We start from the raw sequence: 26,321 nt of genomic DNA on the forward strand, positions 1-26,321 counted from the left end.
GAATGGACACTCGTCGCTCTCGCATACAACTGCAAAAGAATGGCACGGCTTCAAACAGCATAAGCCGGGTCAGCCTCGGCGTTATCAGCCGCAAAATGCCCAACCCGACAGACTGCTAAGGCGCCAGACTGCCGGTCTGCCGAAACATTCTTACCCGGTTGGCGGCGGTTCTGATGGCGCACTTGCGCCCTTTTTTCCGAAGAGCCACAGCAGGTCTCGGGTGGATGACCGCCGTGTGTTGAGTGGCATCGTCTTCGTCAATCGGAACGGCCTGCGTTGGCAGGATGCTCCGCGAGAGTATGGTCCTCACAAGACGCTCTGTAACCGCTGGAAACGTTGGGGAACCATGGGGGTCTTCGCCAGGATGATGGAGGGCTTGTCGTCCAGGAAGGCAGAACCCCGGACCGTCATGATTGATGCGACCTGTTTGAAGGCGCACCGCACGGCCTCGACGAGCCTGCGGATAAAAAGAGGATCCAGGGCGACTGACTGGACGGACCAAAGGCGGGATGAACACGAAACTGCATGGTTGTGACCGATGCGAACGGTCGTCCCCTTAATTTCTTCATGACCGCAAGCCAGATCAGCGATTACACCGGCGCCGCAGCCCTGCCGGACAGCCTTCCCAACAAAGCACAATGGCTTCCCGGTGACAGGGGTTATGATGCCGACCGGTTCAGAGTAGCGCCGTTTTTAAGGGGAGTAGCCATTGAGGGCTCAACCATAATCTCTTGTTTTATTTTGATATTTTCCGGGGAACTGGTGGAGCCAATGAGAATCGAACTCACGACCTCCTGAATGCCATTCAGGCGCTCTCCCAACTGAGCTATGGCCCCGCTCGCGAACCGCGTCGTCAGACACGTATCGGAGTGCGGGCGATATAGCGGGGGAAATTGTCTCTGACAAGCCCTGAATTCGGAAATGGTTTTATCCGGCGAGGATTCCATGATCTCGCAATGCGCGGAGCAGAGGAAGGAGAGGAAGCCCCAGAATGGCGCTTTGTTCACCTTCGATGCGGTCGAAAAGATGAATACCTGGGCCTTCCAGACGATAGGCTCCGACACAGGAGAGACAGGCGCCCCCGTCGAGGGCAAAATAAGTATCGAGGAAGGCATCGGAAAAAGCGCGCATGGTCAGGGCCGGTGTGGAGACGTGGTGCCAGAGGATGGTACTGCCCTGGCACAGCACGACGGCGGAATACAGGTGATGGGTCCTGTTGCGGAGTTGTCCGAGTTGCTCGCGCGCCTGGGCAGAAGAAACTGGTTTGTCGAACCAGGTGCCATCACAGCTGAGCATCTGGTCCGCGCCAATGGTCATGGCATGCGGATCAGCAAGCATTTCGGAAACGGCGAGCGCTTTGGCGCTGGCGAGACGGATGGCGACGGTTGCGGGGGAATCTCCGGCTGCCTGGCCTGCCTGTTTGAGAACGTTTTCATCGACATCTGCGGTGTGAACCTCAAACGGAAGACCGCTGGCCTCCAGAAGGGAACGGCGTGCAGCGGAGCTGCTGGCGAGCACGAGACGTGTACTAATGAAGTGACCTGAAAGCCTCAGTACTTCATTTCGTCCGAAACTCGATTCGGTCATTGCAGGTTTTCCTTTTAAAAATACGCCGAATCGGAAACACATCCGGTTTTGGGAGACGTTAGTACTTCAGTGAGTACTATGTCGGGTACTTTGTGCGGCGATGGGGTACATGGGGATAGTACGGGAGTGCAGGATGCGGAGTACCGAGTACCGTGGACAAACAGCACAACTGCAAACGCGGTGAGTTGTACACAGGAGCCTGAGCGGAATTTCTGGATAAGTCGGAAAAATGGCGCTTTTTCAAAGGCCTCCAATCTGTACACATCTGGGGAAACATGGGGTACATTTTCGGAATAGCGGGTACCCCGTCATCCACAGGCCCTATAACCAACTCAACATTTCTTTATTCTCTTTTCTTGTTTAGAGATGGGAGCACTGATCGAGAAAGCTGGTGGGCGGATAGTGACGGCGACATACGGGACTGATGAACACAGACGGCTCCTGCGCACCCTGAAAGGGGAAACGATGTGGCCACCTCCGGTGTGGCTGATGCGGCAGGCTGGTCGTTTTTTGCCTGAGTTCCGTGCTCTTCGGGAAAAGGCTGATTTTCTGACACGGTGCATGACGCCCGACATTGCAACGGAAATCACGCTTCAGCCGGTCCGGCGCTTTGCCATGGATGGGGCCATTCTGTTTTCGGATATTCTCGTGCTGCCCTGGGCGATGGGGCAGTCTCTGGAGTTTGTTGAAAACCGGGGACCTGTTCTGGGAGCAATCCGTAGTGAGGCTGATCTGAACCGGCTTGATCCGAAACGGGTGCCGGAGGTGACAGCGCCGGTGATGGAGACGCTGTCCCGGCTCCGTAAGGCGCTCAGGGAGCCTGTGGGGGTCGCGGCGGCGGATACGGTGACTCTGATTGGTTTTGCCGGAGCGCCGTTCACAGTGGCCTGCTACATGGTTGATGGCGGAGGCTCCAGAGAGTTCGCGCAGACACGGCTGATGGCGTATCAGGAGCCCGGGCTGTTCGACCAGCTGATTGCTCTTCTCACGGAGACGACGACGGACATGCTGTCCGCTCAGATCGAGGCAGGCGCTCAGGCTGTGATGCTGTTCGATTCCTGGGCCGGGCTGTTGCCGCCGCTCGAATTCCGGAGGCATGTGATCGGGGCCACACGACAGATTGTCAGTGAACTGAAGCGACGTCATCCAGGCGTTCCGGTCATTGGCTTTCCGCGTCTGGCTGGCGGCATGGCGGCTGAATATGCGCGTGAGACTGGTGTGGATACGATGGCGCTTGATACGAGTGCCGATCTTGCGGCGGTTGCGGGACAGGTCAGCCCGGATCTGGTGTTGCAGGGCAATCTTGACCCGGTTTCGGTTCTGGCTGGTGGTCAGGCAATGCTGAAAGAGGCGCTGGCTATTCGTGAAGCCGGACGTGGACGCCCGCATGTTTTCAATCTGGGGCATGGTGTTTTGCCGACCACTCCTCCGGAGCATGTCGGGGAACTGATCGCGGCAATCAGAAAGGTGAACTGAGATGACATCAGCATTGTCCCCGGATGGTTCTCTGCGTCTTGTCATTTTTGATTGTGACGGCGTTCTGATTGACAGTGAGGGCACAAGTTGCCGCATTGTGGCTGAAGTCGCACGGGAAGCAGGGCTGACTGTTTCCGATGACGATGCTGTGGAACGTTTTGGGGGCAAGGCGTTGCCCGAACTCAGGCGTGAGATCGAACAGGCAAGTGGTAAATCCCTGTCTGATGACTGGGCTCAGGTGATGAAAGAGCGGTTCATCGCGGCTTTCGCGCAAAGAGTTGAGGTGATCGACGGCACGCATGACATGCTTGATGCGGTGGAGGCTCTTGGGCTGCCGGTTCGTGTCGGTTCGAATTCATCTGTCGCGGAGATGGATACGAAATTTGGCGCTACCGGTCTTCAGGACCGGCTGGCCGGCAGGATCCATTCTGCGGTCGATATGAATGCGCCTAAGCCCGCGCCGGATGTTTATCTCCAAGCTGCGGCCGAGGAAGGCCTAAAGCCTGAAAACTGTGTTGTGCTGGAAGACAGTGATACCGGAGCACGGGCAGCGATTGTGGCAGGGATGGCATGTGTTCTGCTCCGCCCACGGAGTGAGCCGGCACCGGCCTGGCCTGGCCTGGTCCGGATTGAAAAGCTTTCCGAGTTTCCGGTTCTTCTTGCGAACGTGCTCGCGGTGCAGGATCAGCGGCGGTCATGATTGCGGTGCTGCAGCCATGGTATCCCTGGCTGAAGGCGTTTCACATTATCTCGCTGATCGCGTGGATGGCGGCGACATTCTATCTGCCCCGTCTGTTCGTTTATCATTGTCAGGTCGCTTCAGGCAGCGCCGAAAGCGAGCGATTTAAGATTATGGAGCAAAGGTTGCTCCGGGCGATTATGACACCGGCGATGCTGGCGACATTGCTTTTCGGTGTGCTGCTTGTGCTGACTCCGGGCGTCATCGACTGGTCTGCCGGGTGGTGGCACGTCAAGCTGCTGGCTGTTGCGTGTCTGTTCGCTTTTCACGGAGGCTGTGCCCGCTGGCGGTCTGATTTCGCGCGGGATGCCAATCATCACACGGAGCGATTTTACCGGATGGCGAATGAGGTTCCGACGATTCTGATGATCATTATTGTCATCATGGTTGTAGTAAAACCGTTCTGAGATCAGCATTAAACTTGAAAAACGGATTATATCCGATCGGATCCCGGTAACTAATCTTACATTTCGTAGCAATCTTGCGATTTTTTCGTCACGCTTTTTAGTTTTCACTGTGATCAGAGAGTGCGACCGGGAGAGGCCTGGTTGCCTGCTGAACAGGATAGATGATGAAACGCAGCTTGATGGCGATGGTACCCGTGGCAGCGCTTGCATTTGGTGCTGTTGTTTTTGATCCACCCGGAGCGTGGGCTCATCCGCCGTTTCCAGGTCATGGTCCGGGTGATTTCGGGCCAGGTGGGCCTGGTAGAGGCATGCCCCTGCTTGAGGGGATTGATCTGACGAAAAAACAGAAAGACGCGGTGCATCAGATTTTCAAACAAAGCCATGACAGCACAAAGGATCTGCACCAGCAGGAGCGGGCCCTTCATGATCAGGTGGAAAATCTTCTCCTGACGCCGGGGAAAATTGACACGACGCAGTTGCAGAGTCTGACGCAGCAGGAAACGGCGCTGGCCGCGAAAAAGGATGCTGACCGGCTGGCCATGGCGGTGAAAATCCACGATATTCTGACGACAGAGCAACTGACGCAGGCGAAAGACCGTCATGATAAGATCTCTGCGCTGATGGATCAGTTGCATGCGCTCATGCACCCGAAAGATGAGGACTGAAGAGCTGCGGATACGGTTCTGTCTGAAGAAGGCAGGGGTAGTATATGCCCCTGCCTTTTGTCCGGGTTTGGAACAGAGTTCAGGTGATATCGAAATTTTCGTTTATGGGCGGGTTTCGTCTACGTCGAGTCCAAGATTTTCGGCAATTTCTGAGCGATTGGCAGAGACTGGAATCATGACCGCTTTGCGGTCAGGCTGGTAAGCGCTTGCGTTCCATCCACGCGCCTGTGCGAGCGCACTGACAACGCGATAGACAGTGGCCCAGCGGGACTCTTTCGCGGGTGGCTTCCAGAAGCGCATGGCCAGGGCGCATCCTGCGATAATAAAAGAAACGATGGATGTCGCGGTTGCCAGATATGATGGTGGAATAAGCCTGAAAATTGTGTCGAGGATGCTGGCAGTATTCATAAGCGGGCAGAGTCTCCGCAAAGCGTTGCGTTACGCTTCTTCAAAAGGGATGGAACTGGCGTGAAGCCTATCCGTCTCTGCCAGAAGTTTTTCTTTTCAGAGCATTGTTGAAGTGTGATTTTTTGCAGAGTTAACGCCAGTCTGGTTTTTGATTTGTATGAGATTGACGGGGCTTTTGTCCTGGATTCCGGCAAAGGCTCGCCCTTGTAATACCGACCAGTGTTGAGGCTGAGCAAGTCCCGGGGCTCCGCTCCGTACCCCGCCAAAGGTCGCAGACCTTTGGAATCTGCTTTGTTAGTCAACCGATCGGGATGAAGGGGCCTGCGGTCCTTGCCGGGTTCGGGCTGTGCCTGGATATTCCGTATTCACAATTCGATTTCCAAAGGTCTTTGACTTTTGACGGTTTTTACGAGCCTGGCCAGATATGTGACCCTTTGCCGGGGACACGATGCTGTCCCCGTGCTTCGGAAGGGAAATTATGCCGTCAGACCGCCGTCGACGCTGAGCGCTGTGCCGGTGATGTAGGACGTGCTGTCGCTGGCGAGGAAACTGACAAGATCGGCGACATCCGCAGCCTCACCATATTTTGGAATAGCAAGAACCGCACGCAGAGCGTCGCCAGCCGGTCCGTCCGCCGGGTTCATTTCCGTGTCGATGGGGCCGGGCTGGACGACATTGACAGTGATGCCTTTTGGTCCGAGATCGCGGGACAGGCCTTTTGCAAATCCTACCAGACCGGCCTTGGTGGCGCTGTAAATCGAAATTCCAGGCAGCGGAACCCGCTCGCCGAAGGCTGAACCGATCAGAATGATCCGACCACCCTTCTGCATGGCCCGTGCGGCGCAGACGGATTCGACCATGACGCCACGCATGTTGAGATCGAGTGTGCGGGAGATGTCTTCTATCGTTATTGTGTCCGGGCCGCCATAAGGGTAGGCGCCGGCATTGCAGACGAGCACATCAAGTCTGCCGAAAGCATCGACAACTTTCTTAACCAGATCAGCATTGTCTGTGACATTGCCGCTGTCGGACTGAATGGCCAGTGCTTTGCGTCCGAGGGCATCAATTGCGGAGGTGACATGCCTGGCGGCTTCGGCGTTACGGGCATATGTGATCGCGATATCAAAGCCATCTTTTGCCAGTCGTTTTGCGATGGCGGCGCCTATGCCGCGGCTTCCGCCAGTGATGATTGCAACAGGTGTAGTCATGAATGTGCTCCTTTTCGGGTTTGAAATATGTATCAGACAGTGAATGGAAAATAGCGCCCCTTGCATCGGAGTTCGCAAAAATTTGCGAATATATTATTTTCAGAGCTCAGGTTTTTGTAATCGTATACCAGAGCGTCCGGCCTTTGGCCGATGTGGGGCTTAACAGGGTTCAACCATGGAGCCCCGGTAAAGGCTCTGTTAGCGTTGCGTTTTGATCTGTGATTTTTCAATGAGCTGGCGAAAGACCGGGCTCTGCCCGAACCCGGCAGGGACCGCAGGCCCCTGCACCCCAGTTTGATTATAATAAAATGGTTTCCAAAGGTCTGCGACCTTTGGTGGGTTCCAGGGCAAGGCCCTGGGAGGAAGCCAGCACTCAATGCTAAAAGAACCTTTGGAAACCAGCCTGTTGATTAACAAACTGGGGCACAGAGGCCTTCGGTCGGGGAGCCTGCCAGTTCATGAAAAAGGCGACAGGCGGAGAGAAATTGACCGCCTGAATGCAGATCAGAAAATTTTCTTCACCAGATCATCGCCGATTCCGAAACCTGCACCACTTGCGATGGCCTGACCGAAGCTGGATCTGAGAAGATCGCTGAAGAACCCGTCCGATTGCTGTGGTGTCGGAGCAGGCTGCGCCTGCGTCTCCGGCGCGGCGGGTGCGATCTGTTGCATGCAGGTTGTGTGAAGTGTCTGAAGCAGGGTTGTGACCTGCTGCTGTTCGGCCTGGAATGAGAGAGCGAGTTCACGAAGATCAAGCAGCCACTCACGGGCCTGCATGTCCCCGCTGCTGGCTGCTGCCTGGAGTTTGTTGCCAAGTGTTTGCAGAGCCTGTGCTGACTGCTGTGCCTGCGTCTGAAGCTGATTGTAGGTCTGGTCGATTGTCTGCACGTCCATGGTCGTATCCTGTCAAACTGAAACCTGGTCTGTGCGGCATAACGCCCTGCTTCTCATGGGTTCGCAAGGGAGAAAGACCGGACTTTCCCCTGCCTGAAGGAGATCAGGGATCACCTGCATTCCGGTTTTCTGAAACAGAATGGCTGATAGTTTTTGTCGGTTATCGCAGGTAGAACCCGCATGTTTAGTTTCAGTGTCTGACCGAAAATGAGTTGAGTGATTTCAGCAGGTTATGATTCATGGGTTTGCGAGAACCTGATGAGATCAAGATGGCCTGGACTGAAATCACCCGAGCGCAGTATCGCCGGGACGACCTGGAATATGCAAGCGACCTGCGCGATGCGGAGTGGGCGCTGATTGCGCCGCTGATGCCCGAGAAGAAACGGCTGGGCAGACCACGACGTACGGATTTGCGCCGGGTCATGGAGGCGATCCTCTATATCGTCACGACCGGCTGCCAATGGCGGCAGTTGCCCCGGCACTTTCCGGCCTTCACGACCGTACAGGGCTATTTCTACCGCTGGATCCGCGAGGGAAGATGGGAAGCCATGAACCATATTCTCGTGATCCTGTCGCGTGAGCAGGACGGGCGAGACGCCACGCCTTCAGTGGGCATTATCGACAGCCAGTCGGTTAAAACCGCTGAAAATGGCGGCCCACGCGGTTATGACGCGGGCAAGAAAATCAGGGGACGCAAGCGACATATCGCGACCGACACGCTGGGTCATGTCGTGGCGGTTGTCGTACATTCCGCCGACATTCAGGATCGTGATGGTGCGCCGCTGGTAGCGGTCAGGATACGCTCATTGTTTCCCTGGCTTCGCCATCTGATCGGTGACGGCGGGTATGCTGGCGAAAAGTTGCATGGTGCGCTGGCTGAACTCGGCCGATGGACGATCGAGATCGTCAAACGTAGCGATCGGGCCGAAGGCTTCGTCGTCCTGCCCAAACGCTGGATCGTGGAGCGCAGCTTTGCATGGCTCGGACGCTGCCGCCGCCTCACGAAGGATGTCGAGGCAACAATCTCGTCATCCCACGCGTGGTTGATGATCGCCCATATCCGCAGAGTTCTGCGGAAAATCAATCAAACCGCTTTCTGATTCAGGCTCTCAGGCGACCGCAATAAATAAAGAGCGTTCGTGTGAAACATTTACCGATTTATAAAGAGATGAAATCCTGGTGGGCGCACAAGGGCTCGAACCTTGGACCCGCTGATTAAGAGTCAGCTGCTCTACCAACTGAGCTATGCGCCCAGGATTTTCACGACACCGGTTTTCGCGGCGACTGGCGGGTTTTTATCAGTGGTGTTGCCTGAGTGCAAGCGTTGCCACCAGATTTATCTGTTCAGAAGGGCGAGCAGGGAATCCAGCTGATCCAGTGTGCGGTAGGAGAAGCGGATCGAGCCGCCTTTACCATCGAACTGGACCTGAACCTGAAGGCCGAGCTTTGCGGAAAGATCACGTTCCAGCATGGAGATCTCAGGATCGCGGCGTTCACGGACCGGTTTTGCGGGATCGGTGGCGGGAGCCTTGTTAGCTTTCTGCACGAGTGCTTCTGTCTGACGCACGGATAGATCTCTGGCGATGACGTCACGAGCGGCGGCAACCGGATCGGGATGGCCCAGAAGGGCGCGGGCGTGGCCTGCGGAGAGTTTACCCTGTGTGACATCCTGCCGCAGAGCAGGTGGCAGACGCAGCAGACGCAGCGTGTTGGTGATGTGCGGGCGGGACTTGCCAATGGCCTGGGCGAGTTCTTCCTGGGTCAGCCGGTAATCCTCGATAAGACGGCTGAAACCTTCTGCTTCTTCCATTGGGTTGAGGTCAGCGCGCTGGAGATTTTCGACGAGGGCGGCGGCCATGGCGTCGGAGTCATTGAGATCGCGGACAAGAACTGGGATTTCATGCAGGCCTGCCTGCTGTGAGGCACGCCAGCGCCGTTCGCCGCCAATGATCTGATATGTACCCGGCTTTTCCGGATGCGGCCGTGCAAGCAGAGGTTGCAGCACGCCACGGGAACGGATCGACTCAGCAAGTTCGGCCAGTGCCTGTGGTTCCATCACCTGACGCGGCTGAAAGGGGCTGGGTTCGAGAGACTCGATCGGGAGGGAACTGATACCGCCTTTTGCCTGTGGCTGGGGGCCTGCAGCAGCAGCGGGTGGCTGATCGCCGAGAAGAGCAGCGAGGCCACGACCAAGGCGTGGACGGGAAGGTGTCTTGTTCGTGCTCACGCGGGGCCTCAGCTTTTCTGTCGGGTCAGGCGGGATTTTAGTTCGCTGGCGAGTGCAAGATAGGATACGGCGCCACTTGATCGCGGGTCGTAGGACATTACCGGCGTGCCGTGGCTCTGGGCTTCGGAAATACGGATATTACGGGGGATGACCGTTTCCATCACGGCATCACCGAAGAAGCTGCGGGCGTCGGCGGCAACGAGTTCTGAGAGATTGTTCCGGCGATCATACATGGTCAGCACGATACTGGTGGTCTGCAGGGCCGGATTGAACTGCCGCCGGACATGTTCGACAGTGCGGGTCAGATGGCTGATGCCTTCCAGGGCGAAGAACTCGCACTGAAGTGGTGCGATCACGCCGCTGGCGGCAACGAGTGCGTTCAGGGTGAGTAACCCCAGGCTGGGTGGGCAATCGATCAGGATGTAATCGTTGTGCTCAAGGAGCGGTTCGAGCGCTGCTTTGAGCCTCTGTTCGCGATCATCCACGCTGATGAGTTCAATTTCCGCACCGACGAGTTCAGTCCCGGCGGAAATTACCTGGAGGTTGTCGATACTGGAGGGCTGCACGAGTGATGGCGCGTCGCGTTCGCCCATTAGCAGGGCATAGGATCCGAGCTTTCTTGAATTATAATCGACACCAAGCCCGGTGGAGGCATTGCCCTGCGGATCGAGGTCGATAAGCACGACACGCGCGCCGTCCTGGGCCAGAGCTGCTGCAAGATTGATGGCAGTCGTGGTTTTGCCGACGCCACCTTTCTGGTTGGCTATGGCGAGGATGACGGCGTTTTTTTGCTCCTGCGCGGGGCGGGAGCCGGATTTTGTCTTGCGGGTATTCGAGGATTCAGACACGCCTGATATCACTTATTTTCAGGATCACGCCGCCTGCGGTGCGGCCTGGAATTTGGTTAACTGTCATGTGCCAGTCGCGGGCGGCGTCGGTCAACTCGTCCGGGGCATGCTGTCCTTTCAGAAAGAGAGCATAGCCGTCCGGAGTGAGAAATTTCTCCGTCCAGCTCAGGAGTTGTGACAGGCTGGCAAGCGCACGAGCGGTTACGACAGGTGCTGGCGGGATATCGATATTTTCAATCCTCTGATCTACGATATGGGTGCGGCAACCGGTAGCGCGGCTGGCTTCACGGAGAAAAGCGGCTTTACGACGGTCTGATTCCACAAGGGTGACTTCCGCGTCGGCAGCGATAGCAAGGATGATGCCTGGAAAGCCACCACCTGAGCCCAGATCGGTGATTCGTGTGCCCCGTTGCACCAGAGGAACCAGTTGCAGGCAATCCCTGATGTGACGGTCCCAGAGATGGGGAACGTCACCTGACGAGATGAGATTGATTCGGGCTGTCCAGCGCGTCAGCAGATCGGCGAAGCAGGTCAGGCGTTCCAGGGTTTCACGTGAAACATCGGGCAGGCTGGTGTGGTCAGGCATTAGGCGGCCTGTTTCAGATGAGCCAGCAGGGCCATGAGCGCGGATGGCGTCATGCCGGGAATACGCTGTGCGGCGGCGAAGCTGGCGGGTCTGGCGCGTTCGAGGCGCTCGCGCATTTCATTGCTGAGGCCGCCGATGTCGGAGAAGTCAAAACCGGCGGGGACCGTGATGGCGGATTCCGTATTGAGCTGTTTGATTTCACGCGCCTGCCTTGTGAGGTAGCCGCTATAGCGTGCTTCCGTTTCGAGATGCGCGCGGATACGGGGAGGGAGTTCGGTAAACCACGGGGCAAGACGGCCTGCGATTGCAGGGTCGGCGCCTGAGGCAAGAATATCGAACAGGGTTCGTCTGCGTCCGTCCTGGGAGACGGTTATGCCAGCTTCCATCAGAGCGCCGGAAAGCCAGGAATCGGATCGGGCCCGATCTGTCGCAGCCTGCAATGTGATTTCCATCTGTGTGAAGAGAGTTGCGCGACCAGCTCCGACGCAACCCCAGGCAATCCCCGGCGGGGTAAGGCGAAGATCGGCGTTGTCGGCGCGGAGGCTGAGACGGTATTCGGCACGCGATGTGAACATGCGATAGGGTTCAGATACGCCCTGAGTGACGAGATCATCGATCATGACGCCGATATAGGCTTCGCTCCGGTCAATGGTGACGGGGGAGCTTCCGCCAGCGCGACGGGCGGCATTGATACCGGCGAGCAGGCCCTGGGCAGCGGCCTCTTCATAACCGGTTGTGCCGTTGATCTGACCTGCGAGATAGAGCCCGGGGATGGCATGGAGTTCCAGCGTGTTCGCGAGGGCACGCGGGTCGATGTAATCGTATTCAACCGCGTAACCGGGACGGACGATCCGGGCATTTTCCAGGCCGGCAATGGTGTGAATCATTGCTTCCTGCACGAAGGGAGGCAAGCTGGTGGAAATGCCGTTCGGATAGACGAGATCACCACCGGGGTTGTCCTGAAGCGCTTCCGGCTCAAGGAATATCTGATGAGTTGTGCGATCTGCGAAGCGGACGACTTTATCTTCAATTGACGGGCAGTAACGGGGTCCACGACCGGCGATGGCGCCTCCATAGACTGCGGAAAGATGAAGATATTCACGGATGATTTCGTGAGTTCTCTCATTTGTGGCTGTAATCCTGCAGGAAATCTGCGGATTGGTGATGCTTTCGGTGAGGCGGGAAAATGGTTCAGGATCAGCGTCGCCTTTGTCTTCGGGGAGTGAGTCCCAGTCGATGCTGTCGCGAGCAAGACGCGCGGGTGTACCGGTCTTGAGGCGCCCCATCGGGAGACCGAGCGCTTCGAGACGTTGTCCGAGAGCATTGGCCGGACGATCACCGAGGCGGCCCGCTGGTTCTGTTTCATGTCCGAAATGGATAATGCCGCGAAGGAAAGTGCCGGCGGCAATGACGACAGATGGGGCGTGAAATATCGACCCGTCTTCGCATGAAAGGCCAGCGATTGAGCCGTCCGGTGCAAGGATGAGATCGCCTGCTGTGCCTTCCCCGATAGTAAGGTTTTCAGTTCCCGCCAGCAGATCATGTATGGCCTGCCGATAAAGGCCACGATCAGCCTGAGCGCGGGGGCCGTGGACAGCCGGACCCTTGGAACGGTTGAGGAGCTTAAAATGGATTCCGGCGGCATCGGCGGCCCGACCCATGAGTCCGTCAAGGGCGTCGATCTCGCGGACGAGATGACCTTTGCCGATGCCACCGATGGCCGGGTTGCAGGACATGGCTCCGATCGTGTCGCGGCGCTGGGTCAGCAGCAAAGTCTTTGCTCCGCAGCGGGCTGCTGCTGCGGCGGCTTCGCAACCGGCGTGGCCTCCTCCGGCGACGATGACGTCGAACCGCGTCTTCATGATCGTTTTCCTTACTTGCCGATACAAAATTGTCCGAAGACCGTATCCAGTATGTCTTCAACCCCCACTTCGCCAGTGAGCCTGCCCAGTGACCGCATGGCGAGCCGGAGTTCCTCGCCGCGCATCTCCGGCCAGTCAACCCGTAAAGCTTCATCCAGGTTTGCCAGTGCCGCTTCAGCGGCGGCGCGATGACGGGCCCGGGTGAGCGGTGGTGCGCCATTTCCGGCTGTAAGGATTCGGGCTTTTTCCTCAAGAGCGGCGTGAAGTCGCGCGAGTCCGTCGCCCGTTCTGAGGCTGATGCCGAGCACCGGTGTGTCATTGATTAAGTCAGGTGCGGGGATAATATCAATCTTATTACACACGGCAATGCTGTCAGGGAGCAGGGTGTCTGGTAATTCATCGGACGGGAACATCTGGATGACGCAGTCCGAATGTTCCACGTGAAACATCGCGCGTCGGACACCTTCGGCTTCGATCGGGTCGGATGTCTCGCGGAGACCGGCTGTGTCGACGAGGGTCACTTTTGCGTCCGCGAGGACAATGGCGATTTCGATGGCGTCCCGTGTTGTCCCGGCAATGGGGGAGACAATGGCGGCGTCCCGTTCGGCCAGCCAGTTCAGAAGGCTGGATTTGCCGGCGTTGGGCGGCCCGATGATCGCGAAAGCGAGGCCACGACGGATGCGCTCGCCACGATTTCCATCGGTGATATGGGCGGTGATTTCGTTTCGGAGAGACGTGATTTCGGCGAGGAGACCTGCTTCGACGTGGAGGGGGAGATCTTCATCCGGAAAATCGATCAGGGCTTCCTGTTGCGCGAGGACGATCCTGAGACGATCAGCCCATCCCCGATAGAGAGTGCTGAGGCCGCCATCAAGCTGGGCGAGTGCCTGGCGACGCTGGGCTTCCGTTTCTGACGCGATAAGATCTGCGATGCCCTCGGCCTCGGTCAGATCAATGCGCCCGTGCATGAAGGCGCGGCGGGTGAATTCGCCCGGCTCGGCGGGGCGTGCTCCGGCGTCGATCAGGGCATCCGCGACGGCTGTGATAACGGCCGGTCCGGCATGAAGGTGGAGTTCAAAGCTGTCTTCCCCGGTATAGCTGCGCGGTGCAGGGAACCAGAGCACCAGTGCATCGTCGAGATGGTCCGTGCTGGTTGAGGCATCTCGCCAGAGACGGCGGAGTGCAGCGCGCCGTGGTGGTGGAAGTTTGCCTGCCAGTCTGGTGAGAATGTCCGCGCAGCCGTTTCCGCTGACACGCATGAGTGCGACGGCGGCGCGACCACTTCCTGTCGCGAGGGCAAAAACGGGTGGGAGACCCTGTTGATGAGTCTCTGTCGGGTGTGTGGACAAGGGGACGGTTCCGTTGGGCGCGGGCTGTTCGGCCTGTGGTGATGAACTGGTTGACGGGCCTGCCTTGCAGGCTGAAAGATGTTACCACGTCGTGGCTCTCTGTGCGTCTTGCAAGGTCGGAATAATGCCTCAGCTTTCCCTTCATTCTCCTCTCGGGCCGTTAACGCTGTCGGAGGAAGACGGCGCCATCATCGCGCTTGACTGGGGCTGGGGGCGTGACCAGACTGAAACTGTGCTGTTGACATCTGCGCGGGAATGGCTGGATGCATGGTTCGATCAGCCGGAAGGGCAGTTCCTGCTTCCGCTGGCGCCTGAAGGGACGCTTTATCAGAAAAAAGTATGGGCCGCTCTGATGAAAATCCCCGTCGGGCAGGTTCGGACATATGGAGAACTCGCTACGGAGATCGGGGGTTCGGCCCGTTCTGTGGGGCAGGCTGTCGGGCGTAATCCGATACCGATCCTTATTCCCTGCCACAGGGTTGTGGGTGCTCATTCCCTGGGTGGATATTCCGGTGATGGCGGAGTTGATGATAAATTGTGGCTTCTGGAGTTTGAAGGGGCTCGACCTGTAACCGGGACTTAAAGCGGTCTTCAGAACTGGGCGTTTGTTGCCGTTAAATGCCGGTTTGAAGGGTCTGCTCTGTCTTCCGGTGGAAGTTTCATATTTTTTCTTTTGCCGGCTAAATAAAAGGTCATAAAAGCTATGCTTTTTTGTGGTATTCCCATGGTAAAGCTCTGAGGCTACGGAAACAGGTAACCAGGATTTCCCAGGCACGTGTTGATGAAAGTATTTGTGCAGTTAGCTTACGGTTTGGGAGGGGCAACCTCGCAGAAACGCTGGCAGGACGACGTGATCCTCGGGATGGATGAGGAACAGGTGTACGGATGTCACCGGGCGGCATCGGATGCGGTGACGATTACCTGCTCGGAAGACCAGCCTGAAAATCCATTTCAGAAATTGCTCCGTCATAGTGTTTGCTCTGTCCTGGGATTTGATTTCGTTCATGCATGGAGAAATCGTGCAGGTATCCTGAACGCGGATGTCGTCTGGACGCAGACTGAATCTCAGGGGCTGGCAGTGCTGTTGTTGCTCAGGTTGTTGCATCCGCGGCATCCGCCGAAGGTTATAGGTCAGGCTGTCTGGCTGATAGACCGGTGGAAAAGGCAGCCCTTGCCGAGACGGATTCTGTTCGGATTTCTTTTGAAGCGACTGGATGTTCTGACGGTTCATTCTGCGCGGAATATGGCGGCTGGCTCTGAACTGTTTCCGGGCCTGCGTATTGAGCAGATCCGGCCTGGAATTCGTGCGGATGAGATGGGTCCGGCGCGTGTGAGAACGGAGCACGGACAGCAGCGTATGCGTGATTGCCTTAATTCGGTTGCTTCTGCGAAGCAGCATGTCAGACTGACACATGATCTGCTCGGTCTGCAAAATACGATGCCAGCACTCCCCGATAATCCCAGGGTTATTATCGGGATTGCGACCTCCGGTCGTGCTCCAATCCTGAAGGCTTTGCTTGCAGATATTGGCCGCCAGACGGTTCGTCCATCCGAGATTGTTGTTTGTTATCGGAATCCGGACGATATCAATGGAATTTCCGACGATCTGGTTCCCGGTACGCAGCTTGTTCTGTTGCAGGGAAGCCGTGGTTTGCCGGCGCAGCGGAATGTTATTCTGGATCATTCGGAAGACGCTGACATAGTTCTGTTTCTTGATGACGATTTTTTCCCTCAACTGGACTATATCAAGACGATTATCGATGTGTTTAGCAAGGATGCGCGTGTTCTTGGCATCACAGGAAATGTACTGGCGGATGGCGCGCAGGGGCCAGGGTATCCGGTCGAATATGCTGCGGATCAGTTGGCTCGTGCGGTGCCTGATCCCGATTCAGGTATAACTGACGTGTTCAATACATATGGCTGCAATATGGCTTTTCGACTCGACGCGATCAGGCGAGCCGGTCTGCGTTTTGATGAAAGACTGCCGCTATATGCTTGGTATGAGGATATTGATTTCTCGCGGAGATTTTTGCCGTATGGTCGTATTGTGCGTGCAGATGCGGCGACCGGCGTGCATCTGGGAAGCAAAAGTGGAAAAACATCTGGTGTAAGACTGGGATATTCTCAGATTGCCAATCCCATCTATATGGCGCGTAAAGGGACGTATCCGTGGGATCATGCCCTTAAAAGTGCCGGACGGCACACGCTTATCAATATTGTCCGTAGTTTTCGCCCGGAATCGTGGATTGATCGTCGTGGACGAAGGAGCGGTAACTGGAAAGCCTGGCGGGATCTCTTTTCCGGACGTCTTGATCCGGAACGCATCCGTTCTATCTAAATTAAGGAAATGAACGTTTTATCCTCTGCTATGCGCTTTTCTCTTGTCGTACCGACACTGAACAGACCTGACAGTCTGAAAATGTTTCTGGAAGGGCTGATCGGTCAGCCCTTTACTGATCTTGAAGTCATCATTGTCGATCAGAGCGGAAGCGACCTCTATGATCAGGTTGTGGAGGAGTTTTCATCGCGCCTGTGTTTGAGACATATTCGGAGTAATGTGCGCAGATGTCGGTATGCCTGCGCCGTTGGCGCAGCTCATGCAATCGGAGACATCATAGCGTTTCCTGATGATGATTGTGTGTACAGGCCTGATACACTTACCCGGGTTGACGAACACTTCCGGGATGATCCGGAGCTGGGGTTTCTCACGGGGGCTGTCATCAATTTTGAAGGCAGTCGAACGCGTATGGGACGCTGGCTGCAGAAAAGTGCGTGGCTAAATCAGAAAACGATATGGACTGGCCTGATAGAATTTAACATGTTCATCCGCCGTGATCTCTACGAGGCCGTCGGAGGGTTCGATATCGATATGGGGCCGGGATGTGATTTTGTAGCTGCTGAAGGACAGGATCTGGGGTTGCGTCTGCTGCGAAGCGGGGCGAGAGGGTATTTTGATTCCGATCTTCTGGTGATGCACCCGGACAAACCGGATGATGTCAAACGTGATCGGGCTCGCAGTTATGCCCGGGGAATGGGCTACGCTCTGCGTAAAAATAATGCTTCCGCGGGACTCGTAGCGATTTTTATGATTCGTCCTTTTGGCGGAATTTTGCTGAGTCTCCTTCGCGGTATGCCTGGCTATGCCGGGTATTATCTGAGGATGCTGACGGGGCGAATTGAAGGATATTTTTCGTGGGCCGCTTTCAGAGCGCAGGCTGAAGTTTCAGCCCGATTTTTACGATAAAGAAAATCCAGAGGATAGAATTGCAGCTGATTACAGATCCGACGTCTATGCTGACATCATGAAAAATGATGGCCTCTGTTCGGGCTGGTGAGGCATGGCCGACTCGTCTGCATGAGCATTGCTCTTTGTTGTTAATCTTTCTGAAGACGATAGTCTTTCGATGCGGCAGGCTACGTCGAAATGTGAATGCTGCTGCGGTCGGAGCTTCGGATAATTTTTTCACATTAATGATGACGTCAAACAGATTTATGTCAAAAATCTAAAAAATAGTGCATTGCCCCATATATTTCACGAGAATTTTATACGCAACACAAACATTTGATGGTGGTTAATTAAGTGTGTATAATATTGTCAGGATAATATTAACGAACCGTTTGCTGCCCGTCTGTTTGCCCGAGAAATTCGGTCTTGTATGCGGGAGTCACTGCGATAGATTCCGCACGATAAGGGTCTGTTGAGATATGGCGACGGCATACTGGACGGGGTCGACCTCCGGGGATTTTTACGACGATTCAAACTGGCAGAATGGCGATGTGCCGCAAAGCGCGACGTGTCAGGATGCGAATATTTCCGATGGCACGGCGGTAGCGAACGGCGCTTCCTACGGTCAGATTCATTCTTTGACTATAGGCGATGATGGCACGCTGAAGATCACAGCTTCTGCGGATTCTTCCGGTTACGTGTTCTCGGTTTATGCGATGCAGATTGCCCCCACGGGGCAACTGATCATTGATACGGCGGCGCCTGTGGAACTGGGCCTGTATACCCAGAACCGGGGTGGCACGATCACCATTATGAACAACCCGGGTACGGTTGTTGCGGATGGTAATTCGCTCAACGGTGATGGTCAGCTCAATCTTGTAAACTCGACACTTGGCAGTGCGGATGCGCCGGTCAGTGTTTCTGGCATGAATGTCACTCTGCAGGGTGGAAGCACATTCTATTCCGGCTGGAATGCTGCCGGCGCTTCGGTCACATTCGATCCGGCGACGAGCAATACGCTGGTTCTGAAGGGGAATGATTCGACGCTCTCAACACCGATCTACGGTGTTTCCGAGAATTCTCATTTCGCGATTAACGGTGATGACGGTGTGACGCCGGTCAGTGCCGCATTTTCTGCGAATAGCGACGGCACCTATACGCTTGTTGTTGAGATGTCGAACGGCAATGCGCTGACATTGTCTGATGTGAACGTAGCAACTGGTTTCGTTCCGGGCGCCGCTACGATCTCCAAGGACGCCGCTGGTGATTACGTCATCACCGATGAGAACGCGGCATCAACGACTCCAGATTATACGACGTCCACGACACATGAAGATCTGCAGCAGGTTGCGACAGCAGCCAGCCAGACGGGCGGCGATACGTCGGATTATGCAACCAGCGGTGTTGTCAATCACACGTCCATGGAGAATGACCACTTTACCGGAGCCGGCACGGCCACAAATCCGGCGGACTGGTCAGATGGGTCAAACTGGCAGCTGGGAGTTATCCCGCAATCTGACAGTTGCTATCAGGGGACGCTGGAGGGATCGTCTGACAATCCTCTGTATGTTGTTTTCAGTCAGGCCAATGTCGGGCAGTTCGTCAGTCTTTCGGTTCTGAATGATGCAACACTGACCATTACCGCGCCTGCTGGTCAGAATCCGAACAGCTATGTGTTCGCTACTGCCGGCGTCGAGGTGCGTGGCAATGGTCAGCTGAATATAGACACGGCTGCCCGCGTTGAACTCGGCGGTGTGAGTGCCATTGATGGTACGCTGACGGTTACAAATAATGACGGCAATGTTGTTGTTGACAGTGACCATCTGGCAGGTGGCGGTACGCTGACGCTTGATGGTTCTACGTTCGGCACGCCAGCGAATCCGATCCGTGTTGATCTGCCAACGATCAATCTGAAGGATGACAGCACGTTCTATACGGCGCTGAATGGCAACAGCAGCACGATCAACTTCGACGACTCACGCAACACCGTCGTCATGAGCAGCGCTTCCGGTGATATCACAACGGTGTTCAACAATGTCAGCACCAACACGCAGTTCGCGATTGATGCTGATGTCGGAGCGAAGCCTGTTTCTGCCGTTTATACGCAGAACAGTGACGGCAGCTACACGCTGACCATCGGACTGAGCAATGGCAGCACCACTGTGCTGAGCGATATCAACGCGGCGCAGGGCTTCGTGCCGGGTAGCACGTCCTTTACGCAGGATGCCGCTGGTGACTGGGTTATCAGCACTTCCGGTACTGATGTCTGTTTCGTGGAAGGCACGCTGATCCGCACGGATCGTGGGGACGTTGCGGTTGAGGATCTGGTGGCTGGCGATCAGCTCGTTGTTCTCGGTGCAGGTGAAGCGACTCGTCCGGTTGTCTGGGTGGGCTGCAAGAGCACGGTGGTGAATCCTGCTCTGGATGATAGCGAAGCCGGGTATCCGGTTCGTATTCTGAAGGACGCGATTGCAGAGAATATTCCTTCCCGCGACCTTCTGGTCACGGCGGAGCATTGCCTCTTCATCGACGGGGGGTTCGTGCCAGTGCGTATGCTGGTGAACGGTGCAAGTATCTTCTACGACCGGACAATCACGGAATACCGTTATTTCCACGTCGAGGCTGAGCAGCACAGTGTGATCGTTGCTGAAAACACGCCGACGGAGAGTTATCTCGACACCGGACATCGTCGTTCGTTCACATCCGGAGCCGTTGTTTCTCTGACATCCCGTCAGCTGAACTGGGCAGATGATGCGGCTGCACCGCTTCTGACGCAGCGCGATGTGGTGGAAGCCATCCATCAGCGGGTTCTCGCCCGTGCTGTTGAGACTCTCTCTCTGGCAGCGCCGGTTCGTCATGCGACGACACGCAAGTCGGAGCTTCACTTTGAGACACAGCAGGGTACTGCTCTGCGTCGTCTCAACGAGAAGGATGGTGTGGTCACGATCGAAGTGCCGGAAAACGTCACGCAGATCCGTATTCTGTCACGCACGAGCAGCCCGGCCGATGTTATCGGACCGTTTGTCGATGACCGTCGTCAGCTTGGCGTTCTGGTCAGCGATGTGACCCTGCAGGATGGCAGCGTGCGCCGCGTTATTCGCAGTCATGTGGATGGTGGCACTGCGACCGGATGGCATGCGATGGAGCCTGATGCGGATAGCCGCTGGACAGCTGGTCAGGCCGTTCTGGATCTGGGTGACAGAACCCCGGATACGAAGGGTATGCTGACGATCCGTATTGCCGCAGCTGGTCCGTATCTTGTCGAGACGTCTGAAGATCGCGTTCGTCTCTGTGCCTGATCTCTGAATCTTCAGAGTAGTCAGCGTTTTTAAAGGAACCGTGGCGAGTAAATTTCGCCACGGTTTTTTTATGTGTGGCGATCAGGAAACTGTGCGGTAAAATTTGCGGATGCTGTCAGCTTTTGATGAGTTTCCGGATGAGTCCATGCTCCCTTCCGGGCTCAGCCCGGACCCGGCGTGGACCGCAGGCCCCTGTACCGCAGTCTGCTGATCATAAAACGGTTTGCAAAGGCGAGTCTTTGCCGGGTTCCAGGGCAGAGCCCTGACAGAGTTCTGCACAGGTCAAAGGCCAGACCCTCTGGTATGAGGTAGCAGGACCAGACCTTAATCCGCTGCGCTCACATCACTTTCGAAAACAAGCATGTCATGACCGTCCCGTTCGAACTGGTCGCAGACACGCATCCCGATGCCGCCGAGCACCTTGCGGGATGCGATATTGGTTTCCCGGGCGATCGCGATCACGCGGTTAATCCCCGCGGCATGAGCCTGTCTGAGTGCGGCAGCGGCAGCTTCGCGGGCAAGGCCACGTCCACCTGCCCAGGGGTAAATCGCAAAGCGGAGTGCCATCCCGCGTCCGTCGGGGCGCTCATGAACTCCGGTGATGCCAGCCAGACGACCATTTTCGCGGATTGCGAAAATTCCCGAACCATGGCGGGCCCAGCAGGAAATATCAGACGCCATTTCCTCTTCAGCCTGTTGCCGGTTGCGCACGCCCCCGAGCATCATGCCAAATGCGGCGCCATCCGATTTCAGGCGGGCAATGTCGTCCATGTCGCGCCAGGAGACGGGCTCCAGCACCAGGCGAGCCGTACGGAGGGTATTGAGACTCATGACCGGGAAGTGTCCCGGAAGAAATCCGGGCTTTTTCTGTCTTCCGTCAATGCTCCACACCCATCGTCAGGGCCGGAATGTGAGGCTTAGCGAGCCAGAGGCCGGTATTTGATACGGCTTGGCTCAGTCGCGGCATCGCCAAGACGGCGCCGTTTGTCAGCTTCGTAAGCCTCGAAGTTTCCTTCGAACCACTCGACATGGCTGTCGCCCTCGAACGCAAGGATATGCGTTGCGAGACGATCCAGGAACCAGCGGTCATGGGTGATGATCACCGCGCAACCCGGATATTCGGCCAGCGCATCTTCAAGGGCGCGCAGGGTGTCGACGTCGAGATCGTTGGTTGGCTCATCGAGCAGAAGAACGTTGCTTTCCTTGCGGAGCATCTTCGCAAGATGGACGCGGTTGCGCTCACCACCCGAGAGAATACCGACTTTCTTTTGCTGGTCGGCACCCTTGAAGTTGAAGGCTCCGACATAAGCGCGTGATGGAACAGCCCGCTTGCCGAGATAGATGACATCCGTGCCGCCGGAGATTTCTTCCCAGACGCTCTTGTTGTCATCAAGGCTGTCACGCGACTGATCGACATAACCCAGCTTCACGGTGTCACCGACGATCAGCTTTCCACTGTCGGGCTGTTCCTGACCGGTGATCATTTTGAACAGCGTGGATTTACCCGCGCCGTTGGGGCCGATCACACCGACAATACCACCGGGCGGCAGCTTGAAGCTGAGATCGTCGATCAGCAGACGGTCAGCGAAGCCTTTGCTGAGATTTTCAGCGTCGATCACCACATTGCCCAGACGCGGACCAGGCGTGATGACGATATCGGCTGTGCCGTTAACCTTCTCGGCACTCTGGGCCAGCATCTCTTCGTATTTCGTGATACGGGCGCGGCTTTTGGTCTGACGGGCTTTCGGGCTGGAGGCAATCCATTCCTGCTCGGCGGCGAGGGCACGCTGGCGGGAACTCTCTTCCTTCTCTTCCTGGGCCAGACGCTTGCGCTTCTGTGTCAGCCAGGACGAGTAGTTGCCTTCGAACGGATAGCCGCGACCACGCTCGATTTCGAGGATCCAGTTGGTCACGTTGTCGAGGAAATAGCGATCATGGGTGATGACCATGACGGTGCCCTGATAATCCCGCAGTGTTTTTTCCAGCCAGGCGACGCTTTCGGCGTCGAGATGGTTGGTTGGCTCATCGAGCAGGAGCAGTTCGGGCTTTTCGAGCAACAGACGGCATAGGGCCACGCGACGACGCTCACCACCGGACAGCTTGTCCACAGGGCTGTCGGCAGGCGGGCAGCGCAGGGCGTCCAGAGCGATCTCGAGCTTGCGATCGAGTTCCCATCCGTCGCCGGCGTCGATCTTTTCCTGAAGCTCGGCCTGCTCGGCGAGGAGAGTGTTCATCTCATCCTCTTCCATAGGCTCAGCGAATTTCATCGAAATTTCGTTGAACCGGTCCAGCGCTCTTTTAAGGTCACCAAAGCCCTGGGCGACATTTTCGCCGACTGTCAGCTTAGGATCGAGTTTCGGCTCCTGCTCCAGGTAACCGACGCGTACGCCCTCAGCGGCCCAGGCCTCGCCACCGTATTCCTTATCGATGCCGGCCATGATTTTAAGCAGCGTCGATTTACCGGCACCGTTCACGCCGAGTACGCCGATCTTGGCGCCGGGCACGAAGGAGAGGGTGATGCCTTTGAAGACCTCGCGACCACCCGGATAGGCCTTGGTCAGGTCCTTCATCACATAGACATATTGATAGGGCGCCATGAGACGAACTCCTGAAAGACGGGCGGTGAAAAGCGACCGATGCAGGACCGGAATGCTGAAGGCGAGGTTACCACATCGGTGAGCAGAAGCCCGCAATATGGTGTGCCTGCGCCCGGCAGGACTTGAACCCGCAACCAAGCCGTTATGAGCGGCCCGCTCTAACCAGTTGAGCTACGGGCGCGCAGGCGCCCCCTGATTCGCTCAACCCAACACTTTTTGCAAGATGCGACGTGCAGCAATTCTTTACTGATTGCTGGTAGCCGGTCGCTTCTGCTTGGCAATACGTCCCCGCCCGGATAGGCTCCGCCCGCTATTATTGCAGACGGAGCAGCCTGATGGACGTGTCGAAACTTTCCCCCGGCAAGGACGTGCCGAACGACATCAATGTCGTGATCGAAATCCCTCAGGGATCGCAGGTTAAATATGAGATCGACAAGGAAAGCGGCGCACTGTTCGTTGACCGCTTCCTGTTTACGCCAATGGCTTACCCGGCAGCTTATGGCTTTATTCCTGGCACGCTTGCGGCCGATGGCGATCCGGCTGACGCCATGGTGCTGGCGCCACGTGACGTGGTACCGGGCTGCGTGATCCGCGCCCGGCCGATCGGCGTGCTGCTGATGGAAGATGAGGCCGGGCAGGACGAGAAGATTCTCTGCGTGCCGCATGACAAGGTTCATCCCGAGTTCTCGAAGGTTGAGAAGATCGAGGATCTGCCCGAGATCACCATTCAGGCCATCGAGCACTTCTTCACCCGGTATAAAGACCTGGAGAAGGGGAAGTGGGTGAAAGTCACAGGCTGGGGTGATAAGGCCCGCGCAGGTGAACTGATTAAAGCTGCCCTGGAAGCCGCGAAGAAATAAAATTTTTCCCGGAACGCTGTAATTTATGCCGGACAGATTTTTGTGCGGACGGAAAACTGCAGATCCGGTGACAGAGAAAGAGCCCGCCTCCTGACAAGGGAGTGCGGGTTTTTTATTCAGAGGTTTTTGAATGGCTCTGTCAGCGTTACGTGTTGATCTTTGATTTTTCAAAGGGTTAGCAAAAGACTTGGCTCTGCCCGAACCCGGAAGGGATCGCGGACCCCTTCACCCCAATTGATTAATAATAAAATGGTTTCCAAAGGTCTGTGACCTTTGGTGGGTTCCAGGGCAAAGCCCTGAGAAGATGCCAGCACGTAACGCTGACAAAGCCATTCAAAAGCCTCTTATGTAGCAGGCTTGCATGGTCGACAGTCCTGGCTTCCGGTTGTCCAGCTTTACTCTGTCGCTTCCGCCCCTGTTGTTGCTGGTGAATACGGGCCGGGCCGCACAGAAATCAGTCTGCAAGGGTCTCAGCATCAGTCTTCGCCCGGGTCTTCCGGCAGGCGCCAGTCGATCGGTTTCTGGCCGTGTTCTTCCAGAAAAGCGTTGGCTTTTGAGAAATAGTGGCCACCAAAGAATCCGTTATGTGCTGAGAGTGGTGACGGGTGAGGTCCCTTCAGGACGAGATGTCTTGTGGCGTCAACGAACGATGCCTTGCGCTGGGCATAAGCTCCCCAAAGCATGAACACCACCGGCGTCTTCTGCTCGTTGACACGGGCGATGACCGCATCCGTAAAACGTTCCCAGCCTTTGCCCTGATGGGAAGCCGCCCGGCCACGTTCAACGGTGAGGACGCTGTTGAGCAAAAGCACGCCCTGCTTTGCCCAGTGTGTCAGATCACCATGGCGGGCTGGCGGAATATCGAGATCGCTCTGAAGCTCTTTATAGATGTTGACCAGAGACGGAGGCACTCTCACGCCCCGGCGTACGCTGAAGCACAGACCCATGGCCTGACCATCGCCATGATAAGGGTCCTGGCCGAGGATGACCACTTTCACCGAACCGAGCGGTGTCAGGTTGAGGGCGCGGAACATGTCAGCGCCTTTCGGAAAAATAACTTTCCCGGCTTTTTTCTCCGTCACAAGGAACGCCTTGAGTTCCTTCATATAAGGCGCATCAAATTCCGGTTGCAGGGCTGCACGCCAGCTCGGGTCCAGCTGAATAGTGGTCTCAGTCATGGAGCCTCCTTTTTGCGTCCGGTTTGTTTCTGGGACGTTGGCAGGTTTTCTGCAATCCTGCTCTAAGGTCTGTGGGGATTCACCGTGAATGGATGATGGCTGCGGCGAGACAGATCATGGCGCTGAAGCTTTTGTCTGTTTTGTCGGCCCGCATTGCGATGCGTTTGAATTCCTTGAGCTTGCAGAAGAAGTTCTCGATCAGATGCCGCCATTTATACATTTCCCGATCCAGCGGCAGCGGTTTTGAACGTCGCGGATGTTGGGAAATGACGATTGTTGCACCCCTTTCATTCAGTTCAGCGATGATGGTGTTGCTGTCGAATGCCTTGTCGGCGATGAAGGCATCGAATGTGAGACCGTCAATCAACGGGGGCACTTCCACACTGTCGAAGCGCTGTCCGGGCATCAGGCGGAAACGCACGAGATTACCCAGGGCATCCGTCAGCGCGAGAATTTTCGTCGTCATGCCGCCTTTCGAGCGGCCTGTGGCCTGGCTCTGAGTCCCCCTTTTGCTCCCTGGCCGTGCCGGTGAACCTTCACAATCGTTGCATCGACCATGGCATATTCCATGTCCGGATTACCCGACAGGGCATCGAAAATCCGTTCGAAGACATCAGCATTGCGCCAGTCGCTGAAGCGACGAAAAGCCGTGCTCCAGTTGCCAAACAGGGCGGGCAGATCACGCCATGGACTACCAGTGCGCACAATCCACAGCACCGCTTCCATGAAAAGGCGGTTGTCCCGACCACTTCGGCCCGGATCCGTCGATTTGCCAAGGCAATGGGGTTCAATCAGCGCCCATTGGGCGTCCGTCAGCACAAAGCGTTCCATCACAAGCTTGAATCATAGCTCAAGCCTCATGTGAATCCCCACAAGCCTTAGGGCGGCCGGATCGCAGAAAGAGC

The 26,321-nt window shown here is 56.3% G+C and carries 23 protein-coding genes, 3 tRNA genes and 1 pseudogene; 11 read left to right on the forward strand and 16 right to left on the reverse strand.

The genetic code is table 11. The features are described from left to right. Positions 1–136: 136 nt before the first annotated feature. A pseudogene (locus GOB85_RS08810) lies at positions 137–705 on the forward strand (IS5 family transposase); the annotation flags it as partial. Positions 706–760: 55 nt separating this feature from the next. Here GOB85_RS08810 and GOB85_RS08815 read toward each other — a convergent pair. Together GOB85_RS08815 and GOB85_RS08820 are read right to left on the reverse strand one after the other, a co-directional pair. After that, positions 761–836, reverse strand: a tRNA-Ala gene (locus GOB85_RS08815). Positions 837–927: 91 nt separating this feature from the next. Further along, complete coding sequence (locus tag GOB85_RS08820; RefSeq protein ID WP_173577248.1) at positions 928–1,587, reverse strand: Maf family protein; 660 nt, start codon at positions 1,585–1,587, stop codon at positions 928–930. Positions 1,588–1,953: 366 nt separating this feature from the next. Here GOB85_RS08820 and hemE point away from each other — a divergent pair, with 366 nt between their 5' ends. The 4 genes from hemE to GOB85_RS08840 all read left to right on the forward strand — a co-directional run bounded on the left by hemE (position 1,954) and on the right by GOB85_RS08840 (position 4,874). Next, positions 1,954–3,063 carry a uroporphyrinogen decarboxylase gene (hemE, locus tag GOB85_RS08825; RefSeq protein ID WP_173577247.1) on the forward strand — a complete coding sequence of 370 codons (1,110 nt, stop codon included), beginning with the start codon at positions 1,954–1,956 and terminating at the stop codon, positions 3,061–3,063. Between the two features lies 1 nt (position 3,064). After that, positions 3,065–3,763, forward strand: coding sequence for an HAD family hydrolase (locus tag GOB85_RS08830; protein ID WP_173577246.1), 699 nt, complete (start codon positions 3,065–3,067; stop codon positions 3,761–3,763). Continuing rightward, positions 3,760–4,209: a protoporphyrinogen oxidase HemJ gene (gene hemJ / locus GOB85_RS08835; protein WP_173577245.1), complete on the forward strand. Its 450-nt coding sequence runs from the start codon at positions 3,760–3,762 to the stop codon at positions 4,207–4,209. The genes GOB85_RS08830 and hemJ overlap by 4 nt, the downstream gene beginning before the upstream one ends. Positions 4,210–4,370: 161 nt before the next feature. Further along, positions 4,371–4,874, forward strand: coding sequence for a Spy/CpxP family protein refolding chaperone (locus GOB85_RS08840; RefSeq protein ID WP_173577244.1), 504 nt, complete (start codon positions 4,371–4,373; stop codon positions 4,872–4,874). A 102-nt stretch (positions 4,875–4,976) separates the two neighbouring features. Here the strand turns inward: GOB85_RS08840 and GOB85_RS08845 are convergent, their stop codons facing one another. The 3 genes from GOB85_RS08845 to GOB85_RS08855 form a co-directional block, all read right to left on the reverse strand. Further along, positions 4,977–5,282: a hypothetical protein gene (locus GOB85_RS08845; protein WP_173577243.1), complete on the reverse strand. Its 306-nt coding sequence runs from the start codon at positions 5,280–5,282 to the stop codon at positions 4,977–4,979. A gap of 476 nt (positions 5,283–5,758) precedes the next feature. Continuing rightward, positions 5,759–6,490 carry an SDR family NAD(P)-dependent oxidoreductase gene (locus tag GOB85_RS08850; RefSeq protein ID WP_173577242.1) on the reverse strand — a complete coding sequence of 244 codons (732 nt, stop codon included), beginning with the start codon at positions 6,488–6,490 and terminating at the stop codon, positions 5,759–5,761. A 504-nt stretch (positions 6,491–6,994) separates the two neighbouring features. Continuing rightward, entirely contained in the window at positions 6,995–7,384 is a 390-nt protein-coding gene (locus GOB85_RS08855) for a hypothetical protein (RefSeq protein WP_173577241.1), read from the reverse strand. Positions 7,385–7,653: 269 nt separating this feature from the next. On the opposite strand from GOB85_RS08855, the gene GOB85_RS08860 reads away from it, so the two are divergent. Beyond that, positions 7,654–8,484 carry an IS5 family transposase gene (locus tag GOB85_RS08860; RefSeq protein WP_173577260.1) on the forward strand — a complete coding sequence of 277 codons (831 nt, stop codon included), beginning with the start codon at positions 7,654–7,656 and terminating at the stop codon, positions 8,482–8,484. 77 nt (positions 8,485–8,561) lie between these two features. Here the strand turns inward: GOB85_RS08860 and GOB85_RS08865 are convergent. The 6 genes from GOB85_RS08865 to mnmE all read right to left on the reverse strand — a co-directional run bounded on the left by GOB85_RS08865 (position 8,562) and on the right by mnmE (position 14,256). Then, positions 8,562–8,637: transfer RNA gene (locus GOB85_RS08865), tRNA-Lys, on the reverse strand. 83 nt (positions 8,638–8,720) lie between these two features. After that, positions 8,721–9,611, reverse strand: a complete 891-nt coding sequence (locus GOB85_RS08870; RefSeq protein WP_173577240.1) for a ParB/RepB/Spo0J family partition protein — start codon at positions 9,609–9,611, stop codon at positions 8,721–8,723. 8 nt (positions 9,612–9,619) lie between these two features. Continuing rightward, positions 9,620–10,459 (reverse strand): ParA family protein, encoded by an 840-nt coding sequence (locus GOB85_RS08875; protein WP_173577239.1) that lies wholly within the window; start codon positions 10,457–10,459, stop codon positions 9,620–9,622. After that, positions 10,452–11,045, reverse strand: coding sequence for a 16S rRNA (guanine(527)-N(7))-methyltransferase RsmG (gene rsmG, locus GOB85_RS08880; RefSeq protein WP_173577238.1), 594 nt, complete (start codon positions 11,043–11,045; stop codon positions 10,452–10,454). The genes GOB85_RS08875 and rsmG overlap by 8 nt, the downstream gene beginning before the upstream one ends. Beyond that, complete coding sequence (mnmG, locus tag GOB85_RS08885) at positions 11,045–12,907, reverse strand: tRNA uridine-5-carboxymethylaminomethyl(34) synthesis enzyme MnmG (protein WP_173577237.1); 1,863 nt, start codon at positions 12,905–12,907, stop codon at positions 11,045–11,047. Before mnmG ends, rsmG begins: the two co-directional genes overlap by 1 nt. A gap of 11 nt (positions 12,908–12,918) precedes the next feature. Further along, positions 12,919–14,256, reverse strand: coding sequence for a tRNA uridine-5-carboxymethylaminomethyl(34) synthesis GTPase MnmE (gene mnmE, locus GOB85_RS08890; RefSeq protein WP_277875891.1), 1,338 nt, complete (start codon positions 14,254–14,256; stop codon positions 12,919–12,921). 124 nt (positions 14,257–14,380) lie between these two features. Between mnmE and GOB85_RS08895 the strand changes: the two genes are divergently transcribed. The 4 genes from GOB85_RS08895 (at position 14,381) to GOB85_RS08910 (ending at position 20,781) form a co-directional block, all read left to right on the forward strand. Beyond that, the gene (locus GOB85_RS08895) at positions 14,381–14,839 is read left to right on the forward strand and encodes a methylated-DNA--[protein]-cysteine S-methyltransferase (RefSeq protein WP_173577236.1); all 459 of its coding nucleotides are present in this window, start codon (positions 14,381–14,383) and stop codon (positions 14,837–14,839) included. Between the two features lie 198 nt (positions 14,840–15,037). Next, positions 15,038–16,594, forward strand: coding sequence for a glycosyltransferase family 2 protein (locus GOB85_RS08900; RefSeq protein ID WP_173577235.1), 1,557 nt, complete (start codon positions 15,038–15,040; stop codon positions 16,592–16,594). A 9-nt stretch (positions 16,595–16,603) separates the two neighbouring features. Then, positions 16,604–17,500 carry a glycosyltransferase family 2 protein gene (locus GOB85_RS08905; protein WP_242011398.1) on the forward strand — a complete coding sequence of 299 codons (897 nt, stop codon included), beginning with the start codon at positions 16,604–16,606 and terminating at the stop codon, positions 17,498–17,500. 461 nt (positions 17,501–17,961) lie between these two features. Continuing rightward, positions 17,962–20,781, forward strand: a complete 2,820-nt coding sequence (locus tag GOB85_RS08910) for a Hint domain-containing protein (protein WP_173577234.1) — start codon at positions 17,962–17,964, stop codon at positions 20,779–20,781. 324 nt (positions 20,782–21,105) lie between these two features. On the opposite strand, the gene GOB85_RS08915 is transcribed toward GOB85_RS08910, so the two are convergent. The 3 genes from GOB85_RS08915 to GOB85_RS08925 all read right to left on the reverse strand — a co-directional run bounded on the left by GOB85_RS08915 (position 21,106) and on the right by GOB85_RS08925 (position 23,559). Beyond that, positions 21,106–21,612, reverse strand: coding sequence for a GNAT family N-acetyltransferase (locus GOB85_RS08915; protein ID WP_173577233.1), 507 nt, complete (start codon positions 21,610–21,612; stop codon positions 21,106–21,108). 86 nt (positions 21,613–21,698) lie between these two features. Beyond that, positions 21,699–23,378: an energy-dependent translational throttle protein EttA gene (gene ettA, locus GOB85_RS08920; protein ID WP_173577232.1), complete on the reverse strand. Its 1,680-nt coding sequence runs from the start codon at positions 23,376–23,378 to the stop codon at positions 21,699–21,701. Between the two features lie 107 nt (positions 23,379–23,485). Then, positions 23,486–23,559, reverse strand: a tRNA-Ile gene (locus GOB85_RS08925). Positions 23,560–23,713: 154 nt separating this feature from the next. Between GOB85_RS08925 and ppa the strand changes: the two genes are divergently transcribed. Further along, entirely contained in the window at positions 23,714–24,238 is a 525-nt protein-coding gene (gene ppa, locus GOB85_RS08930) for an inorganic diphosphatase (RefSeq protein WP_173577231.1), read from the forward strand. Between the two features lie 476 nt (positions 24,239–24,714). On the opposite strand, the gene ung is transcribed toward ppa, so the two are convergent. Both ung and GOB85_RS08940 read right to left on the reverse strand, forming a co-directional pair. Then, a complete protein-coding gene (gene ung / locus GOB85_RS08935) occupies positions 24,715–25,416 on the reverse strand; it encodes a uracil-DNA glycosylase (RefSeq protein ID WP_173577230.1) in 702 nt (233 codons plus the stop codon). Positions 25,417–25,495: 79 nt separating this feature from the next. Then, positions 25,496–26,247 (reverse strand): IS5 family transposase gene (locus GOB85_RS08940; RefSeq protein ID WP_198912203.1). Its coding sequence is split into 2 segments (ribosomal slippage): positions 25,496–25,917 and positions 25,917–26,247, totalling 753 coding nucleotides; the frame shifts between segments, so codons are not numbered across the junction. Positions 26,248–26,321: the final 74 nt, after the last annotated feature.

Origin of the sequence: Acetobacter fallax, from assembly GCF_011516735.1 — a bacterium.
In the GTDB taxonomy this organism is placed as follows: domain Bacteria; phylum Pseudomonadota; class Alphaproteobacteria; order Acetobacterales; family Acetobacteraceae; genus Acetobacter; species Acetobacter fallax.